This is a genomic window from Sinimarinibacterium arenosum, from assembly GCF_005047655.1.
In the GTDB taxonomy this organism is placed as follows: Bacteria; Pseudomonadota; Gammaproteobacteria; order Nevskiales; family Nevskiaceae; genus Solimonas.
This window is the reverse complement of sequence record NZ_SUKF01000003.1, coordinates 495,309-518,706: the sequence shown is the minus strand read 5'-3', so window position 1 is coordinate 518,706 and position 23,398 is coordinate 495,309. Positions and strand designations below refer to the sequence as shown.

Annotated in this window: 22 protein-coding genes and 1 riboswitch; of the genes, 7 read left to right on the top strand and 15 right to left on the bottom strand. The window is 62.9% G+C overall.

The window, feature by feature from the left end; all coding sequences use genetic code 11:
* Window positions 1-3 precede the first annotated feature (3 nt).
* Both ribA and E4T66_RS08755 read right to left on the bottom strand, forming a co-directional pair.
* Window positions 4-606, bottom strand: a complete 603-nt coding sequence (gene ribA / locus E4T66_RS08760; protein ID WP_248679554.1) for a GTP cyclohydrolase II — start codon at window positions 604-606, stop codon at window positions 4-6.
* 105 nt (window positions 607-711) lie between these two features.
* Window positions 712-2,136 carry a 3-oxoacyl-ACP reductase gene (locus tag E4T66_RS08755; RefSeq protein WP_136848623.1) on the bottom strand — a complete coding sequence of 475 codons (1,425 nt, stop codon included), beginning with the start codon at window positions 2,134-2,136 and terminating at the stop codon, window positions 712-714.
* Window positions 2,137-2,474: 338 nt separating this feature from the next.
* Here E4T66_RS08755 and E4T66_RS21540 point away from each other — a divergent pair, with 338 nt between their 5' ends.
* Entirely contained in the window at window positions 2,475-3,359 is an 885-nt protein-coding gene (locus tag E4T66_RS21540) for a hypothetical protein (RefSeq protein WP_136848622.1), read from the top strand.
* Window positions 3,360-3,496: 137 nt separating this feature from the next.
* Window positions 3,497-4,939, top strand: a complete 1,443-nt coding sequence (gene gtfA / locus E4T66_RS08745) for a sucrose phosphorylase (RefSeq protein WP_136848621.1) — start codon at window positions 3,497-3,499, stop codon at window positions 4,937-4,939.
* A gap of 22 nt (window positions 4,940-4,961) precedes the next feature.
* On the opposite strand, the gene E4T66_RS08740 is transcribed toward gtfA, so the two are convergent.
* Window positions 4,962-6,245, bottom strand: coding sequence for an adenylate/guanylate cyclase domain-containing protein (locus tag E4T66_RS08740; RefSeq protein WP_136848620.1), 1,284 nt, complete (start codon window positions 6,243-6,245; stop codon window positions 4,962-4,964).
* A gap of 128 nt (window positions 6,246-6,373) precedes the next feature.
* Here E4T66_RS08740 and E4T66_RS08735 point away from each other — a divergent pair, with 128 nt between their 5' ends.
* Window positions 6,374-8,263 (top strand): ATP-binding cassette domain-containing protein, encoded by a 1,890-nt coding sequence (locus tag E4T66_RS08735; RefSeq protein ID WP_136848619.1) that lies wholly within the window; start codon window positions 6,374-6,376, stop codon window positions 8,261-8,263.
* Between the two features lie 22 nt (window positions 8,264-8,285).
* Here the strand turns inward: E4T66_RS08735 and E4T66_RS08730 are convergent, their stop codons facing one another.
* Entirely contained in the window at window positions 8,286-9,299 is a 1,014-nt protein-coding gene (locus E4T66_RS08730) for a glutathione S-transferase family protein (RefSeq protein ID WP_136848618.1), read from the bottom strand.
* A 104-nt stretch (window positions 9,300-9,403) separates the two neighbouring features.
* The gene (locus E4T66_RS08725; protein ID WP_136848617.1) at window positions 9,404-9,991 is read right to left on the bottom strand and encodes a TMEM165/GDT1 family protein; all 588 of its coding nucleotides are present in this window, start codon (window positions 9,989-9,991) and stop codon (window positions 9,404-9,406) included.
* A 10-nt stretch (window positions 9,992-10,001) separates the two neighbouring features.
* A riboswitch (yybP-ykoY riboswitch) is annotated at window positions 10,002-10,190 on the bottom strand.
* A gap of 70 nt (window positions 10,191-10,260) precedes the next feature.
* Between E4T66_RS08725 and E4T66_RS08720 the strand changes: the two genes are divergently transcribed.
* Window positions 10,261-10,800, top strand: coding sequence for a YaeQ family protein (locus tag E4T66_RS08720; protein WP_136848616.1), 540 nt, complete (start codon window positions 10,261-10,263; stop codon window positions 10,798-10,800).
* 32 nt (window positions 10,801-10,832) lie between these two features.
* Here the strand turns inward: E4T66_RS08720 and dbpA are convergent, their stop codons facing one another.
* On the bottom strand, window positions 10,833-12,233 hold the full coding sequence (dbpA, locus tag E4T66_RS08715) for an ATP-dependent RNA helicase DbpA (RefSeq protein ID WP_248679551.1): 1,401 nt from the start codon (window positions 12,231-12,233) through the stop codon (window positions 10,833-10,835).
* A gap of 244 nt (window positions 12,234-12,477) precedes the next feature.
* Between dbpA and E4T66_RS08710 the strand changes: the two genes are divergently transcribed.
* On the top strand, window positions 12,478-13,929 hold the full coding sequence (locus E4T66_RS08710; protein ID WP_136848615.1) for an alanine/glycine:cation symporter family protein: 1,452 nt from the start codon (window positions 12,478-12,480) through the stop codon (window positions 13,927-13,929).
* A gap of 52 nt (window positions 13,930-13,981) precedes the next feature.
* Here the strand turns inward: E4T66_RS08710 and E4T66_RS08705 are convergent, their stop codons facing one another.
* The 4 genes from E4T66_RS08705 to E4T66_RS08690 all read right to left on the bottom strand — a co-directional run bounded on the left by E4T66_RS08705 (window position 13,982) and on the right by E4T66_RS08690 (window position 18,367).
* Entirely contained in the window at window positions 13,982-14,539 is a 558-nt protein-coding gene (locus E4T66_RS08705) for a hypothetical protein (protein WP_136848614.1), read from the bottom strand.
* 129 nt (window positions 14,540-14,668) lie between these two features.
* On the bottom strand, window positions 14,669-15,847 hold the full coding sequence (locus E4T66_RS08700) for a glutathione S-transferase family protein (RefSeq protein ID WP_136848613.1): 1,179 nt from the start codon (window positions 15,845-15,847) through the stop codon (window positions 14,669-14,671).
* 95 nt (window positions 15,848-15,942) lie between these two features.
* On the bottom strand, window positions 15,943-16,815 hold the full coding sequence (locus tag E4T66_RS08695; protein WP_136848612.1) for an SDR family NAD(P)-dependent oxidoreductase: 873 nt from the start codon (window positions 16,813-16,815) through the stop codon (window positions 15,943-15,945).
* 34 nt (window positions 16,816-16,849) lie between these two features.
* Window positions 16,850-18,367, bottom strand: a complete 1,518-nt coding sequence (locus E4T66_RS08690) for a flavin-containing monooxygenase (protein WP_136848611.1) — start codon at window positions 18,365-18,367, stop codon at window positions 16,850-16,852.
* A 90-nt stretch (window positions 18,368-18,457) separates the two neighbouring features.
* Here E4T66_RS08690 and E4T66_RS08685 point away from each other — a divergent pair, with 90 nt between their 5' ends.
* Both E4T66_RS08685 and E4T66_RS08680 read left to right on the top strand, forming a co-directional pair.
* Window positions 18,458-19,141 (top strand): TetR/AcrR family transcriptional regulator, encoded by a 684-nt coding sequence (locus tag E4T66_RS08685; protein WP_136848610.1) that lies wholly within the window; start codon window positions 18,458-18,460, stop codon window positions 19,139-19,141.
* A gap of 104 nt (window positions 19,142-19,245) precedes the next feature.
* Complete coding sequence (locus E4T66_RS08680; protein WP_136848609.1) at window positions 19,246-19,887, top strand: TetR/AcrR family transcriptional regulator; 642 nt, start codon at window positions 19,246-19,248, stop codon at window positions 19,885-19,887.
* 51 nt (window positions 19,888-19,938) lie between these two features.
* On the opposite strand, the gene E4T66_RS08675 is transcribed toward E4T66_RS08680, so the two are convergent.
* The 5 genes from E4T66_RS08675 to E4T66_RS08655 all read right to left on the bottom strand — a co-directional run bounded on the left by E4T66_RS08675 (window position 19,939) and on the right by E4T66_RS08655 (window position 23,340).
* A complete protein-coding gene (locus E4T66_RS08675) occupies window positions 19,939-20,415 on the bottom strand; it encodes a nuclear transport factor 2 family protein (RefSeq protein ID WP_136848608.1) in 477 nt (158 codons plus the stop codon).
* A gap of 28 nt (window positions 20,416-20,443) precedes the next feature.
* Window positions 20,444-21,049, bottom strand: coding sequence for a glutathione S-transferase family protein (locus tag E4T66_RS08670; protein ID WP_136848607.1), 606 nt, complete (start codon window positions 21,047-21,049; stop codon window positions 20,444-20,446).
* Window position 21,050: 1 nt separating this feature from the next.
* Window positions 21,051-21,689: a pyridoxamine 5'-phosphate oxidase family protein gene (locus tag E4T66_RS08665; RefSeq protein WP_136848606.1), complete on the bottom strand. Its 639-nt coding sequence runs from the start codon at window positions 21,687-21,689 to the stop codon at window positions 21,051-21,053.
* Between the two features lie 64 nt (window positions 21,690-21,753).
* The gene (locus tag E4T66_RS08660; protein ID WP_136848605.1) at window positions 21,754-22,308 is read right to left on the bottom strand and encodes a carboxymuconolactone decarboxylase family protein; all 555 of its coding nucleotides are present in this window, start codon (window positions 22,306-22,308) and stop codon (window positions 21,754-21,756) included.
* 114 nt (window positions 22,309-22,422) lie between these two features.
* Window positions 22,423-23,340 (bottom strand): LysR family transcriptional regulator, encoded by a 918-nt coding sequence (locus E4T66_RS08655; protein WP_136848604.1) that lies wholly within the window; start codon window positions 23,338-23,340, stop codon window positions 22,423-22,425.
* Between the last annotated feature and the right edge of the window lie 58 nt (window positions 23,341-23,398).

Here is a 23,398-nt window from a genome sequence, read left to right as displayed (position 1 = left end):
CGCTCAGGGCAAGGTCAGCCAATGTCCGAGCTTGGACGCCTTGGCATCGAGATATTTCTCGTTATACGGATTGCGTCCGCTTTCAAGCGCGACCCGCTCGACGATTTCGATGCCGTCGGCGCGCAGGGCGTCCAGCTTGCGCGGATTGTTGGTCATCAAACGGATCCGCTGCAGCTCCAGTGCACTCAACAGCTCTACCGCCAGGCTGTATTCGCGTGCATCGGCAGGAAACCCGAGCTGGTGGTTGGCCTCGACGGTGTCGGCGCCCTGGTCCTGCAAGGCATAGGCGCGGATCTTGTTGCCGAGGCCAATGCCGCGGCCTTCCTGACGCAGGTACAACACCGCGCCGCGGCCTTCGGCCGCAATGCGCTGCAATGCGCTTTCCAGTTGCGCGCCGCAATCGCAGCGCAGGGAGAACAAGGCGTCGCCGGTAAGGCACTCCGAGTGAACGCGGATCAGCGGCGGTTCGCCGCTCAGATCCCCCAGCGAGACCACGACATGCTCCTTGCCGTCACCGGCCTTGAACACCGTGATGCTGAATTCCGCCCACACGGTCGGCAACCGAGATTCGGCAATGCGCTCCAAGTGATTGACTGATTTGGACAAGTTTCTCTCGACGTCTGACGGCCTGGAATCAAAGCCGAACACGGGGACCGGAGTTTACCGGTCCCCGTGCTTGAGCGCAGGACTTCAGGGTGCCGTCGATGCGGCTCAGGCGCCGAACCAGTTCTGACCGCAGACGCGCAAGGTGCGGCCATTGATGCCGGCCGCCGCCGGAGAGGCCAGAAATGCCACGGCCTCGGCGATGTCCTGCGGCATGCCACCCTGCGACAGCGAGTTGATGCGGCGTCCGACTTCACGAGGCGCCATTGGCATCGCGGCAGTCATCTGCGTCTCGATGAATCCCGGAGCGACGGCATTGATTGCGCCGCCGCGCTTCGCCATCAACGGCGCCATGGCGTCGGCATAGCCGATCACGCCCGCCTTGGTCGAGGCATAGTTGGTCTGCCCGGCGTTGCCGCCGATGCCACCGATCGACGAGATGCAGACGATCCGGCCGTTCTGCTGCAGACCTTTCTTCAACAGGCCTTCATTGATGCGCAGAATGGCGCCCAGATTGATGTTCAGCACCATGTCCCAGAACTGCGGAGACATATTGCGCAGCATCTTGTCGCGGGTGACGCCGGCGTTATGAACCACGACATCCAGACCGCCAAAGCGCGGACCCACTTCAGCGGCAATGCGCTCGGCAGCGTCGGCGGCAGTGACATCCAGCGCCAGGCCGACACCATTCAAGCTCGCCATGGTTTCGCCCAGCGCGCCTTCCTGCGACGGGTGATCCATGCCGATGACCTGCGCGCCCTCGCGCGCCAGCACGCTGGCAATCGACGCGCCGATGCCGCGCGCGGCGCCGGTAACCAATGCCACTTTGCCGTTCAGGCTGCCCGGCAATGCGATCCGGCTGGTGCCTTCCGCCGGGCCCACGCTCAGGGTTTGCCCGGACACGTAGGCTGAGTGTTCGCTGAGGAAGAAGCGCAGCGGCGCGTCGAGTCCGCTTTCGCCGCCGATCTCGACTTCCAGCAGATTCGCGGTGCTGCCGTTCTTACCGATTTCCTTGGCCAGCGAGCGGACGAAGCCGCGCATTGCCATGGACATGGTCTTCGCCAGCACGCTGTCCGCCGATTCCGGCGCGCGCGACACCACCAGGACGCGGCCGTTCGAAGGCAGGCCGCGCACCAGCGGCTGCATGAAGTCGTACAGCTCGCGAATCGATTCGATGCTGTTCAGGCCACTGGCGTCGAACACCAGGGCGTGGCTGCGCGGCTCACCGCTCTCAGCGGAGGGATTGCCGGCCAGCGAAAGCTTCAGCTTGGCGGCAGCTTTCTTCAGCGGCGGCAGGCCAACATGTTCGGGGACAATGCGCAAACCGGCGCCCATGCCGTGGATCGCAGTCAGCAAGGGCTCGGACAGCACCGCGGCGTCATCGCCACCGATCAGGACGAACTTGCCCTCAAGTAGCTGGCCGGCCCACGGTGCGTCCGGTCGGCGCAGGCGCGGCGGTGTCGGCAGTCCCAGCATGCTGGCAAAAGTCTTGCCGAACGAGGAATGTGCGAAATCAAGATAGCGATCGGACATCGCTGCTCCGGGTTGTAGTGAAGAGGTTCGAGAACTGAAAAATGGCTTGCGGCGGGCTTATGGCCTGCTGATCCGAGCATTATCGCAGGCTGCATCGCGCTTCGACAGCGCAGATGCGGCACCACCGCCCGCCGCTGCCGCCATTGACGCACAGGGGCGTCTATCCGATAGTCTGCAGGTCCGCGCTCCCGATTCGGGGACGCCGGGGGGAAGCAGTTTCTGAAGGTTCTTCAATCCAAGCTCGCGCCAGATGACGTCCTGAGGTATTCGAGACGAACGGGTGCGTGCGCCGCAGAAACGGCGTCACAAAAAAACCAATCTGGAGGTTGGCATTTCCGATGAGCGCAAAAGCCTTGACCATGAGCGCCGTGGCCGTGGCCGTCGCTGCAGGCACGTATTTCGGGCTTGAAGCCCTGTACCCGCAGCAGCACGAGAAAGCCGCCGTTGCAGAAACCTTGTCGCCTGAAGAAGTCTTCGGCAAATCACTCGCGCCGCCGTCGCCGGAGGTCGCCGTCGATGACACGGTGAGTTCGGGCGAGACCATTCCTGCGGAAGCAGCCATCAGTGCACGCGCTGCCGAAATCGCGGCCAGCGAACCGGAAGATGTTGAACCGCCGTCTGATGAACTGGCTGCGGCTGAAGACACTTCGGACCTTGCCACTGCAAGCGAATCCGCACCGGAACCGACCCCAGAGCCCATGCCGGAACCGACTCCGGAACCGACCCCAGAGCCCATGCCGGAACCGACTCCGGAACCCACGCCTGAGCCGACGGTTGCCGCGACTCCGCCCCCGACCCCGGCTCCAATGGCGGTTGCCAAGGCAGAGCCGACGCCCAAGCCGGCAGTGACCAGCAAGCCGGCTGCAAAGCCGGCGGCGAAGCCCGCGCCGAGCACACAGAAGATGACCCAATGGTGGGAGCCGGTCGATGAAAGCCGTCTGTCCCTGGTGTATGCGGGGTCTGCCGCGTACAAGCGTGCCATCGTGCTGATGTTCAACGGTGCATTTAACAGTGCAGCCGCCGCAGACCAGAGCATCTCCGTGACCGACAGCCACGGCAAGCGTGTGACCGGAAAATGGGAGGTCGGCGCAAATAACAAGCGCATGCTGGTGTTGCCGGTCGAGAACAGCGGCATTTATACCGTCAGCATCGCCGGCAGCTTGAGTGACGGCGCCAGTCGGCCGCTGGAGCGTTCGCTGCGTGGGCCGGTCAACGTGCGCTGAGTTTCACTTCATTCTGGGAAATCGACGGCCGCCTTCGGGCGGCCGTTGTGTTTGTGAAACGAGCGCGAGACTGGACATTCGGCGCGAATCTCGCATCCTGTTTGTCAGAACAAGGCAAAAAAACCAGCGAGGCGCCCGTGTCACTACGCAATCAGGTCCAACTCATTGCCTACCCCAATCGCCTGGGGGGCAACCTTTCCGACCTTTTTGAAATCGTCGAGGCGCATCTGGGCTCGGCCATCGGCGGACTGCACATCCTGCCGCTGTACCCCTCGAATGCCGACGGCGGGTTTTCGCCGCTGACGCACAAGGAAGTCGATCCGGTCTACGGTGACTGGACCGACGTCGAGCGCATTTCGTCCAAGTACGACCTGTGCCTGGACCTGACGCTGAATCACATTTCCGACGATTCGGTCGAGTTCAAGGACTTCATCCAGAACGGCTATCGCTCGGAGTATTCGGAACTGTTTGTCCATGTCGACCAGCTCGGCGAAATCTCGCCGGACGACATGGCCAAGATCCATATCCGCAAGGAGAAGGAGCCGTTTCGCGAAGTAACCTTCGCTGACGGCACCAAGGATCGGGTCTGGTGCACCTTTACCGAGCACCAGATCGATCTGAACTACAACTCGCCGCGGACCTACGCGTTGATGGAGGACTACATCCGCTTCCTCACCGCCCGCGGGGTCAAGCTGTTCCGGCTCGATGCTTTCGGCTACACCACCAAGAAGATCGGCACCAGCTGCTTCCTGGTCGAACCGGACGTCTACGAGATTCTGCGCTGGATCAACGGCGTCGCGGCCGAAAACGGTGCGGAGATGCTGCCGGAGGTGCACGACCACCCCAGCTATCAGTACGCGATCGCGTTGCATGGCATGCGCCCTTACGGTTTTGCGCTGCCGCCGCTGCTGCTACACGCGCTACTCGACGCCGACAGTACCTACTTGAAGCAGTGGCTGCGCATGTGCCCACGCAACCAGATCACCGTGCTGGACACGCATGACGGCATCTGCATCCCGGACGTTGAGGGCATCGTGCCGCAGGACAAGATCCAGGACATGATCCACAACGTCTCGCAGCGTTCGGCCGACCCGATCCTGCGACGTTCGGCGGCCAATGTGCACAGCGTGGGGGCGATCTACCAGCTGACCTGCACGTTCTACGACGCGGTCAAGCAGAACGACGACGCCTATATCGCCGCGCGCGCGATCCAGTTCTTCGCGCCGGGCATCCCGCAGGTCTATTACGTCGGCTGGCTGTGCGGCACCAACGACACTGATCTGATGGACCAGACCGGCGAAGCGCGCGATATCAACCGCCATTTCTATACTCGCGAGGAAGTCGACGCCGCGGTTCTGCTCCCGGTGGTCAAGCGCCTGCACAAGCTGATGCAGTTCCGCAGCAGCTACCCGGCATTCGATGGCCGCTTCGCCCTGCAGTACTCCAACGACAAGAGCGTCGCGATGTGCTGGCGCAAGGATGAGTACTACTGCGAGCTGTTCGTCGATCTGATCTTCAAGAAGTCGACGATTCGCTACATCGACGCCAGGACGCAGCGGACGCTGACGATGAAGTGCTGAGGTCAGGACCGGCGGGCGGCGCTCAATCGACCGCCTCGATCACGTAGGTGGTCACCGGTTCGGCGATGCCTTTGACCGTCCGGCGGCGACGGCGTGCCGGCACCGGCTCGCCGCATTCAGCCAAGGTCACCTCATCAACGTGAATCTCGCCGTCGCCGGCCTTGTCGCACAGTCTTGAAGCAAGGTTCACCGCGGCCCCAACCGCCATGTACTCGAAGCGGTCACCCTCGCCGACAATTCCGACGGCGACACTGCCGCTGGCGACCCCGACCCCGAGACCCAAGTCCGGCGAATGCCGGCGCACGACTGGTCGCACCCGTGCCTGCAGCCGGCGCGCCAGATTGAGCGCGCGTTGTGCACGGTCCTCGTAATGCACCGGGGCACCGATCAGGATCAGGGCGCCGTCACCGGCAAAATCCTTGACCGTCCCGCCGAATTCCCTGGCGGTTGCGCCGACCGCCGCATAGAACGCGCGCAGCAGGCGCATGACCTGTTCCGGTGAGTGCTGCTGCGCATACGCAGTAAATCTACGGATGTCGCAGCACACCACGGTGATTTCCACGCGCTTGCGCGCCATCGCATGGCGCAGGCCGCGCTGCCGCACCAGCTCGGCAACCTGGGGCGACAGAAATTGCGACATGAAGTTTGCGCGCGCACCCTGGACCACGTAGTAGCGGATCGCGCCATACAGGAACACCACCTCGCCCAGCGCCATGGCCAGCGCGCTGAACCGTTCCGGCAGAACCAGCGAGCCGGCCAGCAGAGGCATCGCCGCCAGCGCGGCAACGATGCGGATCCGTTCCGCTGTATCCGGCCGACGTCGCAGCAGCAGTAGGCCGCCAGTCATGACCAGCAGTCCGGCCAGTACTGGGGGCACGATGAAAATCAGGAATTGCGCGGGCGGCGCAGTCCTGTTCTGCAGCGCGAGGCCGAGAGCGTGATAGCGCAATTCCGGGTACATGATCACCAGCAGCGCATACAGCGCGGTCAGCGCCTGTGCGGCGCGGATCACGCGGATGCGCGAGATGCCGCCGGCCGTATCGCTCACCGTCCGCGCCGCGCGCATGCCCCATTCGCAGCCGACGATGAAGGTGGCGGTATCGAGGATCGCCACTCCGGGCGCCCACCACGGCAAGGGCAAGGTCAAACGAAGCGGAATCAATTCGGCGTTGGCGGCCACGGCCGCGCCAAGCAGTCCGAAAAACAAGGCCAGGGCGCGACTGCTGGGGCTTGAACGGTCGGTCAGCCAGAACACCAGCCCCATACCGACGGCGATGATCGCAACAATGTCCAGCCCACCGATCACGCAGCGCCCCCAGGGTCATGATGGCGGGATGCTACCGCACCTGACGGAATTGCTGCGCCGGGGAAATTCCTCGCTGCCAACGTGGCGCGACGTCGTTACACTGTGCGCCCTCGCGTGCGCCCTTCCCTATGCTGCTCGGACTCAACAAGGTTCATCTCGCCATCGCCGGCACTGTCCTGCTCGATGACGTCGATTTTTCGCTGGACGAACGCGAGCGCGTGTGTCTGGTCGGCCGCAACGGCGCCGGAAAATCGACCCTGCTCAAGGTGATGTCGGGAGAACTGGCCATCGACAGCGGCGAGATCGTGCGTGCGTCCGGCCTCAAGCTGGCACGCATGCAGCAGGATGTTCCCACTGCGGAAGCCGGTTCGGTCTATGACGTTGTCGCTGCCGGCGTCGGTGAGCTGGGCGCCGTGGTCTCGCAATATCACGCGCTGTCGTGCCAGGAACACCCTGACATGAAGCAGCTGGATGCGTTGCACGCACGCATCGACGCGGCCGACGGCTGGGCGCTCGAAAGTCGCGTCCAGGCCATGATCACCCGACTGCGGCTGCCGCCCGACGGCCAGTTCGCCGATCTGTCCGGCGGGCTCAAACGCCGCGTGCTGCTGGCGCAGGCGCTGGTCGGCGATCCGGATGTGCTGTTGCTCGATGAGCCGACCAACCATCTCGACATCGACAGCATCGCCGAGATGGAAGAACTGCTCGCCAGTTACGCTGGCGCGCTGATCTTCATCAGCCATGACCGCGCGTTCGTGCGGCGCCTGGCCACTCGCGTCTGCGATCTGGATCGCGGCCAGCTGAGCTCCTGGCCCGGCGGCTGGGAGGCGTATCTCAAGGGCAAGGAAGAAGCGCTGCACGCCGAAGATCGCCAGCGCGCGCTGTTCGACAAGAAACTGGCGCAGGAAGAAGTCTGGATCCGCAAAGGCGTCGAAGCGCGCCGCACACGCAATGCCGGCCGGGTCAAGGCGCTGTTGGCACTGCGCGAACAGTTCAGCCAGCGACGCAATCGCGAAGGCCAGGTGCAAATCGCGGTGCAGGAAGCGGAACGCTCCGGCAAGCTGGTCGCAGAACTCAAGAACGTCGCTCAGGCGTATCAGGGACGCACGCTGATCCGCGATTTGTCGACGGTGATTCTGCGCGGCGACAAGCTCGGCATCATCGGCCCCAACGGCGCCGGCAAAACCACCCTGCTCAACATCATCCTGGGCCGCCTGCAGCCGGACAGCGGCGACGTGCGTCAAGGCAGCAAGCTCGAGATCGCCTACTTCGACCAGCTGCGCGGTGCACTGCTGAATCTGGATCAGACCGCGGTTGACGCCGTCGGCGGCGGCAAGGAATTCGTCGAGATCGGCAACGCGCGCAAACACGTGATCGGATATCTGCAGGATTTCCTGTTCACGCCGGACCGCGCCCGGGTGCCGGTGCGCGTGCTGTCCGGCGGCGAACGCAGCCGTCTGCTGCTGGCGCAGCTGTTCTGCAAGCCGTCAAACCTGTTGGTACTGGACGAACCGACCAACGATCTGGACATGGAAACCCTCGATCTGCTCGAGGAGCGGCTGATCGAGTATCAGGGCACCGTGCTGCTGGTCAGCCATGATCGGGAGTTCCTGAACAATGTCGTCACCCGCAGCCTGGTGTTCGAAGGCAACGGCAAGGTCGGCGACTACGTCGGCGGCTACGACGACTGGCTGCGCCAACGCCGCGCCGCACCACGCAGGGAGACGCCCGCCGCTGCAGCAGCGCCCAAAGCGACACCTGCAACACAACCTGCTGCGCCCCCTATCGTGTTCGGCACGGCCATGAACACCAAGCAGCGCCGCGAGCTCGACGCGTTGCCGAAGAAGATCGAAACGCTTGAAGCAGAGCAGACTGCGCTGTCCGAACAAATGGCAGCGGCCGACTTCTATCAGCAACCGCGCGAAGTGATCACAGCGGTCGAGAACCGGCTCGCGACTCTGGCCGAGAATCTGGCAGCGCTGTACGCACGCTGGGAAGAGCTCGAAGCGCTGCGCTGAGCTGTCGTAGGCCGAGCGCGATTCAGGCCATGCCCTGCAAATACTCCAGACAGCCGCTGCGCATCAGCACTTCGGACAGCTTGTCCTGCGCGGTCTGCGGTAACGCCGTCCAGCGCCGCAGGATCTCCGCGTAGCACTCGGTCTGGTAGGCAAACGGCGGCTGGGTGTAACGCAGGCCGCGGATCTCCAGTTGAACCTGATCGCGGCCGTCGCGGACCGCAGCGGCATTGGCATGCAGAAACGGTAGATAGTCCGAGCCGATCATGCTCAGCACAGCCTCGCGCAGTGGCGCCGCGTCGTCAGCATTCCACTGCCCTTCGATGCCGCCGCCATCGTCCAGGCCGATGACCCACGCCTCCACCGACGGCGCGCGCTCGCGGCAGATGCGCAGCGGCAGCGGATCGATCGTCAGCTGCGCCAGCTGGCCGTACAACGCGAAGTCGGCCAGCGAAGGCCGGCTACCGAACAGGAAGCGTGTGCCGCCGATGCGCCCGGCCAGCGCATCCAGCAGCATTGCGTATCCGGACTCGATCACCGGCGCGTTGTCTGGCGTGCAGCCGACCATGCCCATGCGACTACGCTGGCGATCGTGAAAATACTTCGCGGCCTGGTCGTGCTGCGCGCCGGTGAGCGCCGGCATCGCGTCCCAGATGATCCAATGCGATGCCCAGGCCGCGGTCTCGTCCTCGATCCAGCGGAAGTGGAACATCAGCTTGGTCAGCCATTCGTCGGCAAAGTCTTCGATCAGATGGCAGATGAAGGCATCTGCAGGATCCGGAGGAATGATCGAACGCGCGTCCGGATGGCGCTGCTCCAGCAGATACGCCAGCGGCGTCGAGTCGACGCGATATTCGCCGGTATCGGGCAGACGCAGTACCGGTATCAGACGCGGTTTCACCTGGGCAATTTCCGGAACTGAATCCGCGGTGCCGAGGACCCAGACATGCGGCAGGCGTCGATAGCGCAGAATCGCCCGCAGCTTGCGTGAATACGGCGATGCGTTGCCGCCAAAAACCCGATACGGTTCGGCGCTCATCGCTGTACCCCGATGAATTCGCACAGCGTTTTTTTCATGGCTCCCCCAGATTCGATTCTTTGCTCAGCGGTTCAGCGCATCGCCCGGGAGTGTATCGGCGAATCTCACAGCCCCGCGATGCCCAGTCCCAGATCGATCTTGAACAGGATCAACAGGCCGAACGCAGCAAACAGCGCGGCAGCAACGAAGCGCATCTTGTTCAGCGTGAAGCGCTGCGCGAGCTTTTCGCCGAGCAGGACCGCCGGCACGTTGGCGACCATCATGCCCAGCGTGGTGCCCATCGTGACCGCCAGCAGGCTGGTGTATTGAGCACCGAGCGCAATCGTCGCCAGCTGGGTCTTGTCGCCCATCTCAGCGAAGAAGAACGCAATCAGCGTAGTAACGAAGGCACCGCGGCGGAATTTCGCCGTCTCCTCGTCGTCCAGCGTATCCGGCACCAGTGCCCAGGCCGCGAAGGCGAGAAAGCTCAGGCCCAGAATCCAGCGCAGGATGTCCGGACTGATCTGCGCCGCAAGCCAGCCCCCGGAGAACGCCGCAAGCGCGTGGTTGCCGATCGTTGCGAGCAGAATGCCGGCGATGATGGCCCAGTGCTGGCCGCGATAGCGTGCCGCGAGGACAAACGACAACAGCTGCGTCTTGTCGCCGATTTCGGCAACCGCAACCATGCTCAATGAAGTGAGGAATGCTTCCACTTGAAATCCAGAGGCCGGCGAGTCGGATCCAATGACTTTTACGCCCCTCGCCGGCCTGGCAATGGACACAAAAGTCAAAGGTCTCGCCTGGCGGATGCTGCCGACACCATGGTCTTGCGACCAAGTCTGTTGACGTCGGCTCCTCTCCAGGGTCGATCTGCGAACCCGTCGGAGGCGGCTACTCCCCAATGACGCGCGGACTATAGGGAATCGGCGTGAATGAAGCAATGCGGGCGTGATCGACGCTTGGATGCCGCATACTCGCGGCCATGGCTCTGACCGCAACGCTGTACACCTTTACCCTCCAACTTGCCGACATGGACCGCGCGGTCTATGCCGACTTCGAGCTGCGCGTGGCGCAGCAACCGTCGGAAACCGCTGAATTCATGCTGACCCGCGTGTTGGCCTACTGCCTCGAATTCGAAGAAGGCATCGCGCTGACCGAAGGCGTTGCTGCCGTTGACCAGCCTGCCGTCTGGGTCCGCGATCTCACTGGCAGTGTGACCGCATGGATTGAAGTCGGGGCCCCCGACGCCGACCGCGTGCACCGCGGCAGCAAACTGGCCGGACGCGCGGCGGTGTATACGCATCGCGATCCCGCGCAGCTGCTGGCGCAGTACGCCGGGCGCAAGATCCATCGCGCCGCCGAAGTGCCGGTCTACAGCTTCGATCGCGGGTTTCTCAGTGAGGCTGCGAAACGCCTGCAGCGGCGCTCCAAGCTTGCCGTGTCCGTGACCGAGCGCCAGTTGTATCTGGATATCGACGGTCACTCGATGTCGACGGCAATCACTGAAGATCGCGCCGGCTAGAGTCCGCTGCCCGCGGACGGCTGCGTTGGGCGTCAGCCGTCCCAGCCGATCGGACGCACGCGGAAGTTCTTGCCCTTGATCTTGCCTTCACGCAGGCGCTGCAGCGCGCGCTTGGCGAGCTTCTTGTCGATCGCGACATAGGTGCGCGTGTCGTAGGTATTGATCTTGCCGATCGCTTCCTTGACCAGTCCGGCTTCACCGGTCAGGGCACCAAGCACATCCCCGGGGCGCAGCTTGTCGCGACGACCGCCATCGATGCACAAGGTCACGACCGTTGCGGGTAGCGGCCGATCGGGAGACAGCGCCGTCATCGGCAGCTTCTGCAGCTTGATCTGAATCCCCAGCCGTTGCTCGATCGCCGCCAGTCGCTCACCTTCCCGCGGCGAACACAAATGCAGCGCAAGGCCGCTGCTGCCAGCGCGCCCGGTGCGGCCGACGCGATGCACATGCACGTCGGCATCGGACGGCAGCTCGTAGCTGATCACGGCGGCCAGGGTCTTGATATCCAGCCCGCGCGCTGCAACGTCGGTGGCAACCAGCACACGACAACTGCCGTTGGCAAAGCGCTCCAGCACTTCGTCGCGTTCGCGTTGCTCGATATCGCCATGCAGGCCGAGGACCGAAAAACCGCGTTGTGCCAGCTGACGTTCGACATCCTGCGCATCGCGCTTGGTGTGGCAGAACACCAACGCGGATTCCGGCCGATGCACACTAAGCAGGTGGGCCAGCGCAGTGAGGCGGCGCTCCGGGTCGACGCTGTAGAAATGCTGCTGCACTTCGGGCGCGGCGGCGGCGGTATCCACCGTGACTTCAAGCGGCTGCTTCTGCAGCTTGTGGCTCAGCGCGCGCACGCTTTCGGGGAATGTGGCCGAGAAGAAAAGCGTCTGCCGGGTCTTCGGCGCCTGCAACACGATCTCACGGGTAGCCTCTTCGAAGTCGGAGTCCAGCATGCGATCGGCTTCGTCCAGCACCAGAACCTTGAGGTGATCCAGCTTCAGGGTCCCCAGCGCCAGATGCTCCTGTACGCGCCCCGCCATGCCGACGACGATATGCGGATCATGTTCCAGCGAGGCCAGCTGCGGGCGCTTGTCGATGCCGCCGCTGAGAATGGTCAGCTTGATGTTCGGCAGGCAGCGCGCCAGGCGCCGGATCTCCTTGGCAATTTGGTCTGCCAGCTCGCGCGTCGGGCACAACACCAGGGCCTGCACCTTGTTCAGCTCCGGATCAATGCGCGACAGCAGTCCCAGTCCGTAGGCTGCGGTCTTGCCGCTGCCGGTGCGCGCCTGACCGATCACGTCGCGCTGCGCCAGCATCGGCGGCAGGCTCAGCGCCTGGATCGGGGTCATTCGTTCGTAGTTCAGAGATGCCACGGCCTGCAGCAGGGCCGGATGCAACGGCAGACTCGAAAACTCGCTGCTGGGACTATCTTCCACACGATCACCTGAGAGCTGAACCCGCTCCGGGTTCGGCGCAGGGATGCGAATTGTGAGGGGTTCGGGGAAATTCTGCCCAACGGCGTGCTGGCGAACACGGCCTGACCCGAATATTGCATGGCAATGGCCGCGGCAATCCGGGCGATGCGCCGCATGCATGCTATACATCGCCTCCGGATTCACCTCAGCGCGGCGCCAGGGGGCGCTCAGCGCGCAAAGACAAAACTAACGGGAGCACACCTCTGTGGATGCCTTTATCGGCCTGCTGAACGACTGGATCTGGAGCAAACCGCTGATTGCACTGTGCCTCGGCGCAGGCCTGTATTTTTCGATCCGAACACGCTTCATGCAGGTGCGCGGTTTCGCCGAGATGCTGCGCCTGATGCGCAGCGGCGAGGAATCCAAGGCGGGTGTCTCCGCATTCCAGGCCCTGGCGATGTCGCTGTCCGGCCGCGTCGGTACCGGCAACATTGCCGGCGTCGCGACCGCCATCGCCTTCGGAGGTCCAGGAGCGGTGTTCTGGATGTGGATGGTGGCATTCCTCGGAGCGTCCACTGCCTATGTTGAATCGACGCTGGCGCAGATCTACAAGGAAGTCGACGACAAAGGCCAGTATCGCGGCGGCCCCGCGTATTACATCGAAAAGGCCATGGGTCAGAAGTGGTACGCATGGATTTTCGCCGTGGCCACGGTGCTGGCGACGGGCTTCCTGCTACCCGGGGTGCAGGCCAACAGCATTGCCACCGGCATGGCGACGGCCTGGGGCATTCCACCTGCCGTCACTGCAGCGGCCATTGTGGTGGGACTGGGCATCATCATCTTCGGCGGCGTCCATCGCATCGCACACTTTGCACAGTTCGTGGTGCCGTTCATGGCCCTGGCCTACATCCTGGTTGCCCTGACGATCATGTTCCTCAACATCGACAAGCTGCCGGGAGTCGTTGCCCTGATCTTCGGCAGTGCGTTCGGCACCCAAGCGGCATTCGGCGCCGTGCTGGGTCTGGCGGTCGAATGGGGTGTCAAGCGCGGCATCTACTCGAACGAAGCCGGTCAGGGTACCGGCCCGCACCCGGCCGCGGCGGCGGAAGTTTCCCATCCGGCCAAGCAGGGCTATGTGCAGGCATTTTCGGTCTATGTCGACACCTTGCTGGTGTGCTCGGCGACCGCGTTCATGATCCTGTCCACCGGGATGTACAACGTCATTGGCAAAGGCGGCGCGATGATCGTCGAAGCCCTGCCCGGCGTCGAACCCGGCCCGGGATTCGCCCAGAACGCAGTGGAATCCGTATTGCCCGGCTACGGCGCCGGCTTCGTCGCGCTGGCGTTGCTGTTCTTCGCGTTCACCACCATCGTCGCCTATTACTACATGGCGGAAACCAACATCAGCTACATCAACCGCGCGGTGCATCGCCCGTGGATGGTGCTGGTCCTGCGCATCGGCATTCTGGCGACGGTCACTTATGGCACCGTGCGCAGTGCCGGCGCAGCCTGGGCGCTGGGTGATGTCGGCGTTGGCCTGATGGCATGGTTGAATATCGTTGCGATCCTGATCCTGCAGCGCCCGGCGTTGCTGGCACTGAAAGATTACGAACGCCAAAAGAATGCGGGGATCGACCCCGTGTTCGATCCCGATGCCCTGGGCATTCGCAACGCCGCGTTCTGGCAACAACGCCTACGCAAGCCGCAGGACCGATAGCACCCGCTGCTACACGGTCCCAGGCCCTGGGGCCCGGGACCGTGCGTCAGACCTACGGCAACAGCAGCAGATCGACGATCGTGATGATCACGAAGGTCGTCGGGTCATACACCACGGTATAGCCCTGGTAGTAGCCGATCACGTATCCCGGTGGCGGCGGTGGCAGGTGCCGGCGCAGCGATAACGGTGCGGGCGTGATGTAGGCGCGATAGATCAGCGGAATGGCGTGGCCCGGTTCGAAGTGCGGGCGATGAGCACGATCCACACGACCCAGAACGCGCTGATAGTGATGTTTCAGGCGCGTGCGATCCTGTTGCTCCAGGGCGTAGGCATGCGCATTTGCGCTGTTGCCGGGGGCTTGCTGCCGCTCGAATTCGCGCATGCGCTCCGGATTTTCCCGCGGTGATTGGTCCTGACGGTGATCCTTGCCGGGGGCGGCGGTAGCGCCATGCTTCTGATCATGGCCTTGCTGCTGGTGCTGCTCCCTTTGATCCTGTTGTCTCGGGCCGTTCTGCCCGCCGCCCTGTGCCAACGCAACGCCGGATGCGCCCTGGATCAAAGCCGCCGCAACGATGGTGAGTGTGAATCGGGTTCGCATGGATCGGTTCATGTTCATCCTCTCCTGTTAGCTCAACACTGTGGAGCCTGGGTGACATCGTGACAGATAGACCTGCACGGTTCCGAAACGGAGTGTGTGGAAATATTTCAGTTCCTCCCGGAGGTCATCATCTCTGCTGGATCAAGTCGTGCGTTTGCTCTCCGGCTCGATCCATTCATGTGGCAATGCACCGAACACTCTGCGAACCTGATCGGCCTGTTCGGCGCTCAATGCACGCGCCCGCTCACACAGGTCACGCCATACCCGGACCTGAAATGTCTTGACCACGGTACGCGCTGGCGCGCCCCACCACTGCAGCTTGTATTCGGCTTCACTGCGCTCGAAAGCTGCCTCGTTCCAGAGCTTGCGTCCCTTGGCACGCTCGCGTTGATAGGCCGCAGCGTTGGCCTGCATCACGGGGATAAAGCTGTCCTGAATCCACTGCAGCAGCGGACGCAGATCATCGTGCAGGCGGAGTGTCCCGTCGCTGCCAACGTGCTCGCCGGCCTCGATCGCTGCGAGCCAGCGGCGCAGTGCCGGAGAGCGCTCGCGCAGACGACGCTCTGAGGAAGGATCGGTCATGTTCATCTGAAGCTGGCCGTAGAGCGCGGCGTCGGCCAGGGTGAAACGCTCACCCAGCAGATAACGCTGCCGGGATAGCGCCTGCGTTGCGGCATCCACCAGCGCGTCCCAAGCCAGCTCCAGTCGCGCATGGGTTGCCGGATAGTCCTCGGAGCCAGGCGGAACCGGCAAACCGTCATCGGGCCACTGCACTTTCACCGGCGCCAGCGAAAACAGGTACGGCAGACGGCGGGTCTGCCGTCGCGAGAAACGCTGTGCCATCAGACCGCCAAACGGCACCAGACTGCGGAATTCCCGAGCCAGACGCGCGCCGGCGGTGTTGTCGCCGCGCGAAACCACCCAGCGATGGTGATGCACCAGATACAGACCGATCTCGTCCAGCGCCTCGTCGATCAGGCAACACACCATCGCCAGTGCAGGATCGTCAGGGATCAGCGGTGTCGGCGTGGGGCGCGAAGCGTCCAGCCATGCGGCGATCGCACTGCTGTCGACGTGCACTTTGCCGTCGTCGGTCAGCAGATACGGCACCAGCGGATATTCATCCAGTGGATCGGTCTGTGGCCAGCGCTGGATGGTGTGTCGTCGCTGGGCGATCTTGATACGCAGTAGCAGACGCAGATTGGATAACGTACTGCCGCCGTCTGGCCTGTGTACCGCAACAAGGCCGGCATAGCGACACACGGCGTCGAGTTTGAGGAAATACGGCGAAAGCGCCGATCCCCACAGTATCGCGGTCATCCCTGCCCCCCTCACGGCTGAGTGCCGCGATGTTAGCGCAAGGACTGCAGCCGCTCTGCGCGACTGCAGTCCCGGGGCATCAAAGTGTTGTGCGCTCAGACGCGACGCGAGGCAGCCTGCGTCTCGGCCTTGTCTGGCCCCATCGACGCGCGACTGAACAGCTTGACCAGCGTCTGATAGCCACTGGGCATCAGACGCACCATCCAGTCGATCACGTGCGCGTCGGGGCCGACCAGCACGCGGCGCTGATTTTTCTCGACCGCACGGATGATGATGCGCGCTGCCCGATTGGCCGTGGTAATGAAGGCTTTCTCGAACTTGGCCGAAGCATGATCCTTGTCCAGGCCCAAGTTGGCGATGCTGGGGTCCATGCGCGCGGCCTTGGCAATGTTGGTCTTGATGCCTCCCGGATGCACGCTGGTTGCACTGACGCCGCAGCCTTCCATGTCCAGTTCCATGCGCAGCGATTCGGTGAATCCGCGCACGGCGAATTTGGCTGCGTTGTAAGCGGACTGCGACGGAATCCCGACCAGCCCGAATACGCTGGAGGTATTGATGATGTGACCTTCGCCGCTCGCCTTCAGCAACGGCAGGAACGCCTTGGTGCCGTGCACCACGCCCCAGAAATTGATGTTCAGCAGCCATTCAAGATCTTCGTAGCGCATGCCTTCAACGCTAGCACCCAGCGCGACGCCGGCATTGTTGAAGATCAGATTGACCTTGCCGTGCTCTTTGGCGACCGTATCGGCCCAGGCGAATACCGCGGCCTTGTCGGCTACGTCGACGCGCTGATGTGTCACCTTCACGCCGCTGTCCGCGACCAGCTTAACGGTCTCGGCCAAGCCGGCCTCGTTGACGTCGGACAACGCCAGATGGCAGCCGCGCGCGGCCAGTTCTACCGCCAGCTCACGACCCATACCCGAGCCAGCGCCCGTGATCGCAGCAACCTTGTCATTGAAGTTTTTCATCGACTCCTCCGGAAATATTGAGCGGCGAGCCGCGTTAACGAGATGACGAACCGGCTGTGGCCAGGGCCGCATGTTCAACTTGATAGTTGTCGGCGTCAAAGTGCGCCAGCGCCTGCCGGAACTTGAACGTGAAGCTCGGCCACAGCGTGGTATTGCGACCCTGCGCGTTCAGATACCAGCTCTTGCAGCCGCCGGCGGTCCAGATCGCCTTTTTCAGTGCGGCCTGCAGCCCGTCGTTGTAGCGGGTCTGGCGGTCTGCCTTGACGTCGACCGCTGCCCAGCCCTTGGCGCGCATCTGCAGCACTGCGTCGAGGACATAGGCGATCTGTGACTCGATCATGTACACCATCGAGCTGTGCCCCAGACCGGTGTTCGGCCCCATCAGCATGAACAGGTTCGGAAACCCGCTGACCGTGGTGCCCTTGTACGCTTCCGGTCCCTGGGTCCAGGCATCGACGATATCGACACCACCGCGTCCGAAGATCGCGCCTCGTGGCAGCGGGTCCTGCGCTTTGAACCCGGTGCCGTAGATGATGCAGTCCACAGGACGCTCGACACCATCCGTGGTCACCACGCTGCTGGCGCGCACTTCACGAATGCCATCAGTGACGACATCGACATTCGGTTGTGCCAGCGCCGGATAGTAATCATCCGAAATCAGCACGCGTTTACAGCCGAAGGTGAAGTCCGGCGTCAGCTTGGCACGCAATGCGGGATCGGCAATCTGCCGCGCAATATGTTTGCGTGCCTGCCCTTCCAGCAGCTTCATGATCTTGGGATTGATCGCGAAGCCCAGCACACGGGCCTCCAGCGTCCAGTACAGCGCGGTGCGGTAGGCGCGCTGCAGTACCGGAAAGCGACGGTACAGACCGCGCTCACCCTCGCTGATCGGACGGTCCGGTTTCGGCATGATCCATGGCGGCGTGCGCTGGTACAGATCCAGATGCGCAACCTGCTTCTGAATCTGCGGCACGAACTGAATCGCGGAAGCGCCGGTGCCGATCACAGCAACGCGCTTGCCGCGCAGATCGTAGTCGTGATCCCACTCGGCCGAATGGAAGGTCTTGCCGGTGAACTGCCCGATACCCGGCAGATCAGGGAACGCCGGATTCGACAGGCCGCCCATGCCGGACACCACGATGGCCGCTTCAAAGCTGCGACCGTCGCGCGTGGTCACGGTCCAGCGCTGCGCCGCTTCGTCATATCGTGCCGTGGTGACGTCGGCATTGAACTGAATGTGCGGCAAAAGCCCGTACTTGTCCGCGCAGTTCTCGAGGTAGGCCTTGATCTCGGGCTGGCGTGCAAACATCCGCGACCAGGTCGGGTTCTGTTCAAACGAAAACGAATACAGGTGCGACTGCACGTCGCAGGCACAGCCCGGATAGTGATTGTCGCGCCAGGTACCGCCGACCGAAGCTGCGCGCTCCAGGAGCGTGAACGACTGGAAGCCCGCCTTTTTCAGCGCAATCGCCATGCCGAGCCCAGAAAAGCCGGTGCCGACGATGATGATCGAAAGATCCGAATCCTGTTTTGCGCGCGCGTCAAATGCCATGACGTCTCCTCGGTATGGGTAACGGTCACCACTAATGACAACCGACGTTGTCACTTTACGTTTGACAATGACGCATGTCAATATCGGCGAATGGCTACCAAAATCACGCGCCGCAAGACGTCCCGCTTCCGCGGCATTGCCGCAGAGGAACGTCAGGCGCAGCGCCGCAGCATGCTGATCGACGCCGGGCTCGAAGTTTTCGGCACCGTCGGGTTTCATGCCGCGACCGTGCGTGCGATCTGCACGCATGCCAATCTGACGGAACGGTACTTTTACGAATCCTTCGAAAACCGCGAAGCACTGTTTGCGGCGGTTTACGAGCATCTGGTCAGCCATCTGCGCGATGCCCTGGTTGCCGCGCTGCTGCCGGCACCGCGCGATGTCGGCACCATGGCGCGTGCCGGACTGACCACGCTGTTTGGCGCGATGCGCGATGACCCACGCTACATGCGCATTCTGTTTGTCGACGTCTTCACCGTCAGCGATGAAGTCGATCGACTCTCACGGCGGGCCACGGGTGGATTTGCCCAGCTGGTGCAGACCCTGGTCGAAACGATGTATCCGCAAGATCGTCGTGCCGGGCTCGATCCCCGTCTGGTTGCCCATGGTCTGGTCGGCGCGGCGATGAACACCGTGATGTACTGGGCCTACGGCGGCTACAAGGAGCCGCTGGAAACGGTCGTGCACAACTGCGCGGTGCTGTTCGAAGCGCTCGGCGCCTATTTTCCGCAAGCCGCTCCGACAAAAACGAAAAGCAGGAGCGGCAAGGCCTGAAACGGCATGAGACCTGCATGCAGCGTAGGTCAGGACCCGACACAATCGCGTCCGGATCACGCATAATCGGCGCGAATATTGTCGATCTGTAAATTTTGACCGCAATGCCGAAGACGACGCCCCCGCCCCGCCAGAAGCGCAGTTCGCCCGACACCGCGCCCAAACGCACCTATCTGAGCCGCGAAGTGCGCCGTCAGGCGCTGTTGGAAACTGCCGCCGACATCGTCGAACGCAACGGCTGGAATGCGCTCACCATGAGCGCGCTGGCCGAACAGGGCGGCACCAGCCGTCAGCTGATCTATCAGCACTTCCCCAGCCTTGAAAAGCTGCTCGCGGATACCGCTTGGCACATCTTCAACGACACTATGCAGGGCACCGCAGCCTCGGTGGCGGCCAACCCCAACAATCTCGCAGAAGCCGCACGTGCTGCCGAAGCCGTGACCCTGGATCTGCCGCCCGGCCGCGGTGACGCGTTGTGGCAACTGATCGCGGGCACTGCTTCGACCACCCCGGAACTCGAACAGATCCGCCAGGGTCTGCGCGAGCTGATCATCTCGATCTGGACGCCGTTGATCCGCAAAGAACTGGGTCTTAACACAGCAGATGCCAAGGCCTACGCCTGGATGACCGTGATGGCGTTCTGGGGTATGCGCCAGCTGGTGCGCGATGGTGCAGTCACGCGGGCGCGTGGCATCAAGCTGTTCAATGAACTGGTCGAGCGCACGACACAGACGCCTGCCCGTTGAGCGCGCTCAGGTCGGCGCAGCTCGCGAGGCGGCGGAAGACCGAAACGTTTCTTACAGACCCAACTCGGTCAGGCCCGGCAGCTCATCCGGCCTGCGTCCCTGCCGCCAATGAAACAGCCGCTGCGCTGCTGATATCACGACATCGTTGATGCTGGCATGCCGCTCCGCCATCAGACCATTCCCGTCAAAACGCCAGTTTTCGTTTCCGTACGCGCGAAACCAGTGTCCATCTGCGTCGTGCCATTCGTAGGCAAAGCGCACGGCGATGCGGTCTGAATCGAACGCCCAGAGCTCCTTGATCAGGCGGTATTCCAGCTCCCGTTGCCACTTGCGCTGAAGGAACTCGATGATCTGCGCGCGTCCCTGCAGGAACTCGCTGCGATTGCGCCAGCGGCTTTCGGGTGTATACGCCAGCGCGACCCGCGCGGGGTCGCGGCTGTTCCAGGCATCTTCAGCCAGACGCACTTTCAGAATCGCCGAGTCGCGTGTAAACGGTGGCAGGGGCGGACGGGATTCCGGGGCGTTCATGCAGAGGCTCGATTCGGAGGTGCTGCGATCAGCTCTGGATCATGCCTGGCATGCCGACGTAGCCAGGGAGCGCCTGAATGCGTCGCACCCAGTCGGTGATCGCGCGATAGGGACCCAGATCAACCCGAGCTTCCGGGGCCAGGGCGATATACGGAAAGACAGCGATATCCGCGATGCTTGGACGCACGCCAACCAGCCAGTCGTGATCACTGAGGCGCTCCTCCAGCACCGACAGCAGGTTCTGGCAGATGCCGGTAGCCTTCGCAACATCGATCGCGCGACCCCACTTGAAGTGCATGCGCAGATCAGCGGGGCCCCGCGCCACTTCGTTGGCGGCTGTCGAGAGCCACGCCACAACGTCTGCTTCTAGCACCGGATCAGACGGAAGCCAGTCGCCCCCGCCGTAACGACGTGCGAGATAGAACAGAATGGCTTGGCTGTCGCGGATGACACTGTCATCGTCGCGCAGCGCCGGCACCTGCCCCATCGGATTGATTTTTCGGAAGGCGGCGGACTTCTGCTCGCCGTCCGCGCCATTGACGACGACGGACTGGTACGGCTGCCCCAGCAGGCTCAGTAACAGTCGAACCTTATGGCAGTTGCCGGATGCGGCAAATTCGAAAAGTTGAATCACCTTATGCTCCTGATGAGTCGGCTTGTTGCATCGTCAGCTGCGCCTTCAGCTGCTCGATTTCGGCGTGTAGTGGCGCAATCATGGCGCGCACCTCGAATTCGGAAAAGCGCGGCGTAATGTGTTGTGGGCAATTCCAGTCCACGGCTTCCACGTCGAGCACAAAAGCACGCTCGATACGCGCCTTGTAGTCGGGGTTTTCCAGCGATGCCAATAGATCCGGGTCGTCTGCAAAATTGACGACGGTCGCTCGCGCCCAGATTTTCAGCCGCTGGCGTTTCGGGTAGTCCATTAGGAACAACGAGACGCGGTCATCGCCCATGACGTTGCCCGTGCTGATGTACTGCCTGTTGCCGCGATAATCGGCAAAGGCCAGACGCCTGGCGTGGAGGACTCTGAGAAAGCCCGCGTAGCCCCCGCGATGCTGCACGTAGGGCCAGCCCGCAAGACCATCAGCGCCGATTCCGTGGGAGGCCATGTAGAAACTGTCGCGCTCGGCAATGAAGTGAATCTCCCGCTCGGTGAGGGCATCGCGACGGTCCGGCGCAGACTCGAACCCCTCGTTGGCCTTTCGAGTGCCATAACGGATTTGTGCTGCCTTTACGCTGTCGGTAAAGCTGATCTCGGCAAATCGTCGGCCCATGGCGCTCTCCAGGTTCACTCGGCTCGTGCGCCCGGCAACGGCAGTCGTCGCCGGGCGCGAGTGCTTACGCTGCCTGCGGCAGCTCGCTCAAGGAAACGTGCGGGAAATCGATATCGACTTGTGCAGCCTTGCCCAGGATGTTGGTCAGGGCATTGAGTGCAACGTGCACGATGATCTCCACCAGTTCCGCGTCGCCGTAGCCGGCATTGCGGATCGCCTGGACTTCCGCCCCTGAGACATCACCCCGGTTCTCCATCAGGCTCTTGGCAAAAGACACTGCCGCTGCCGCACGCTCATCCGTTGAGCCGCCACCGCGATTGGCGAGCATCTCCTCGTTACTCAGCCCATGCTTGCGACCGATTGCGGTGTGTGCAGACACGCAATATTCGCAGGCGTTTTCCTGGGCGACTGCCAATGCGATGCGTTCGCGAGTCTGCGCCTCGAGGCGACCCTCGCCTGCGATCTGATAGATCCCCAGGAACGCCTTCAACGCAGACGGAGAATTGGCCAGAACGCGGATGAAGTTGGGAGTGACGCCGAGCTGCGCCTGTACGGCATCAAGCAGCTGCCTGGCTTCGCCAGTGGCGCTCGCGGGATCGACGGCGGGAATACGGGACATGAAATGCTCCTGATAGTGACGCCCTGATTGGCGGTGACGTCATCATCGCGGCCAGGCGCTATCTGGAGAATTCACTCCGGCTGAACTTCTCTATTCCATATTCCGGAACAATTCTCAGCGCTGGACGTCCGTCCCGTTCAACGCCGGGTTCGAGCGCAGCCGTTCGACCGCGAGGTCCAGAAATGCGCGTGCCTTGCGTGAGGCGTGACGGCCTTCGTGATGGACCAGCTGCACCGGCAACGCGGGCGGCTCGCGGTCTGCCAACACCACAACTAGACTGCCATCCCGCAGACGCTCGGCGACCTGATAGGACAGCAAGCGGGTCAGGCCAAAACCATCAACGGCAGCCGCCATCGCAGCGTCATTCGTCGTCGTGGTCAATCGTGGCTGCAGGCGCACGGCCTCCATTGTTCCGTTGTTGAACAAGCGCCACTCCGGATTTGGCGTGACCCCCGTCGCCGAGATGATGGTATGTGCCGACAAGTCATCCATCGTCGTAGGCGTGCCTTGCGACCTCAGATAGTCCGGAGACGCGCAGATGACCCTGCGCACCTCGCCGACCTGGATCGCGCGCATGCTGGAGTCCGGCAGATGGCCGATGCGCACCGCGAGATCCAGCCCCTCCTCCATCACGTTGACCACTCGATCGAGAAACCAGCACGACGCGGTGACCTGAGGATAGCGGCGCAGATATTCGGTCACGATGGGCGTGACGAACTTGGCGCCAAACAGCACCGGCGCCGTCAGCGCCAGATGTCCTCGCGGAGCGCTGTGCAATCCGGCAACGGATTCATTGGCCTCTGCCAGCTCACCGAGGATGCGTCTGCAGTCCTCGGCATACCGGCTGCCGGCTTCCGTCACACGCACGAACCGCGTGGTCCGCGCCAGCAACTGCACGCCCAGCTGGGATTCCAGTTCATTGATCGCACGCGTGACCGCTGGCGGTGAAATGTTCAGCTTGCGTGCGGCGCTGGAAAAACCACCTGAATCCGCAACCGCCACGAAAATCCGGATGAGATTGAGCTGATCCACATTGTTCTCTGCTGCGGAATGATTGAGCGGATTATCTGCCAATTATGGATCTGATGAG

What these genes read in the sequence shown, in the direction of transcription:
- E4T66_RS08690 (WP_136848611.1), bottom strand. Translation starts at nt 18,367, where the DNA reads ATGGCATTTGACGCGCGCGCAAAACAGGATTCGGATCTTTCGATCATC.
- E4T66_RS08705 (WP_136848614.1), bottom strand. Translation starts at nt 14,539, where the DNA reads ATGAACCGATCCATGCGAACCCGATTCACACTCACCATCGTTGCGGCG.
- E4T66_RS08730 (WP_136848618.1), bottom strand. Translation starts at nt 9,299, where the DNA reads ATGAGCGCCGAACCGTATCGGGTTTTTGGCGGCAACGCATCGCCGTAT.
- E4T66_RS08700 (WP_136848613.1), bottom strand. Translation starts at nt 15,847, where the DNA reads ATGACCGCGATACTGTGGGGATCGGCGCTTTCGCCGTATTTCCTCAAA.
- E4T66_RS08695 (WP_136848612.1), bottom strand. Translation starts at nt 16,815, where the DNA reads ATGAAAAACTTCAATGACAAGGTTGCTGCGATCACGGGCGCTGGCTCG.
- E4T66_RS08755 (WP_136848623.1), bottom strand. Translation starts at nt 2,136, where the DNA reads ATGTCCGATCGCTATCTTGATTTCGCACATTCCTCGTTCGGCAAGACT.
- E4T66_RS08720 (WP_136848616.1), top strand. Translation starts at nt 10,261, where the DNA reads ATGGCTCTGACCGCAACGCTGTACACCTTTACCCTCCAACTTGCCGAC.
- E4T66_RS08685 (WP_136848610.1), top strand. Translation starts at nt 18,458, where the DNA reads ATGGCTACCAAAATCACGCGCCGCAAGACGTCCCGCTTCCGCGGCATT.
- E4T66_RS21540 (WP_136848622.1), top strand. Translation starts at nt 2,475, where the DNA reads ATGAGCGCAAAAGCCTTGACCATGAGCGCCGTGGCCGTGGCCGTCGCT.
- E4T66_RS08665 (WP_136848606.1), bottom strand. Translation starts at nt 21,689, where the DNA reads ATGGGCCGACGATTTGCCGAGATCAGCTTTACCGACAGCGTAAAGGCA.
- E4T66_RS08680 (WP_136848609.1), top strand. Translation starts at nt 19,246, where the DNA reads ATGCCGAAGACGACGCCCCCGCCCCGCCAGAAGCGCAGTTCGCCCGAC.
- E4T66_RS08660 (WP_136848605.1), bottom strand. Translation starts at nt 22,308, where the DNA reads ATGTCCCGTATTCCCGCCGTCGATCCCGCGAGCGCCACTGGCGAAGCC.
- E4T66_RS08675 (WP_136848608.1), bottom strand. Translation starts at nt 20,415, where the DNA reads ATGAACGCCCCGGAATCCCGTCCGCCCCTGCCACCGTTTACACGCGAC.
- E4T66_RS08735 (WP_136848619.1), top strand. Translation starts at nt 6,374, where the DNA reads ATGCTGCTCGGACTCAACAAGGTTCATCTCGCCATCGCCGGCACTGTC.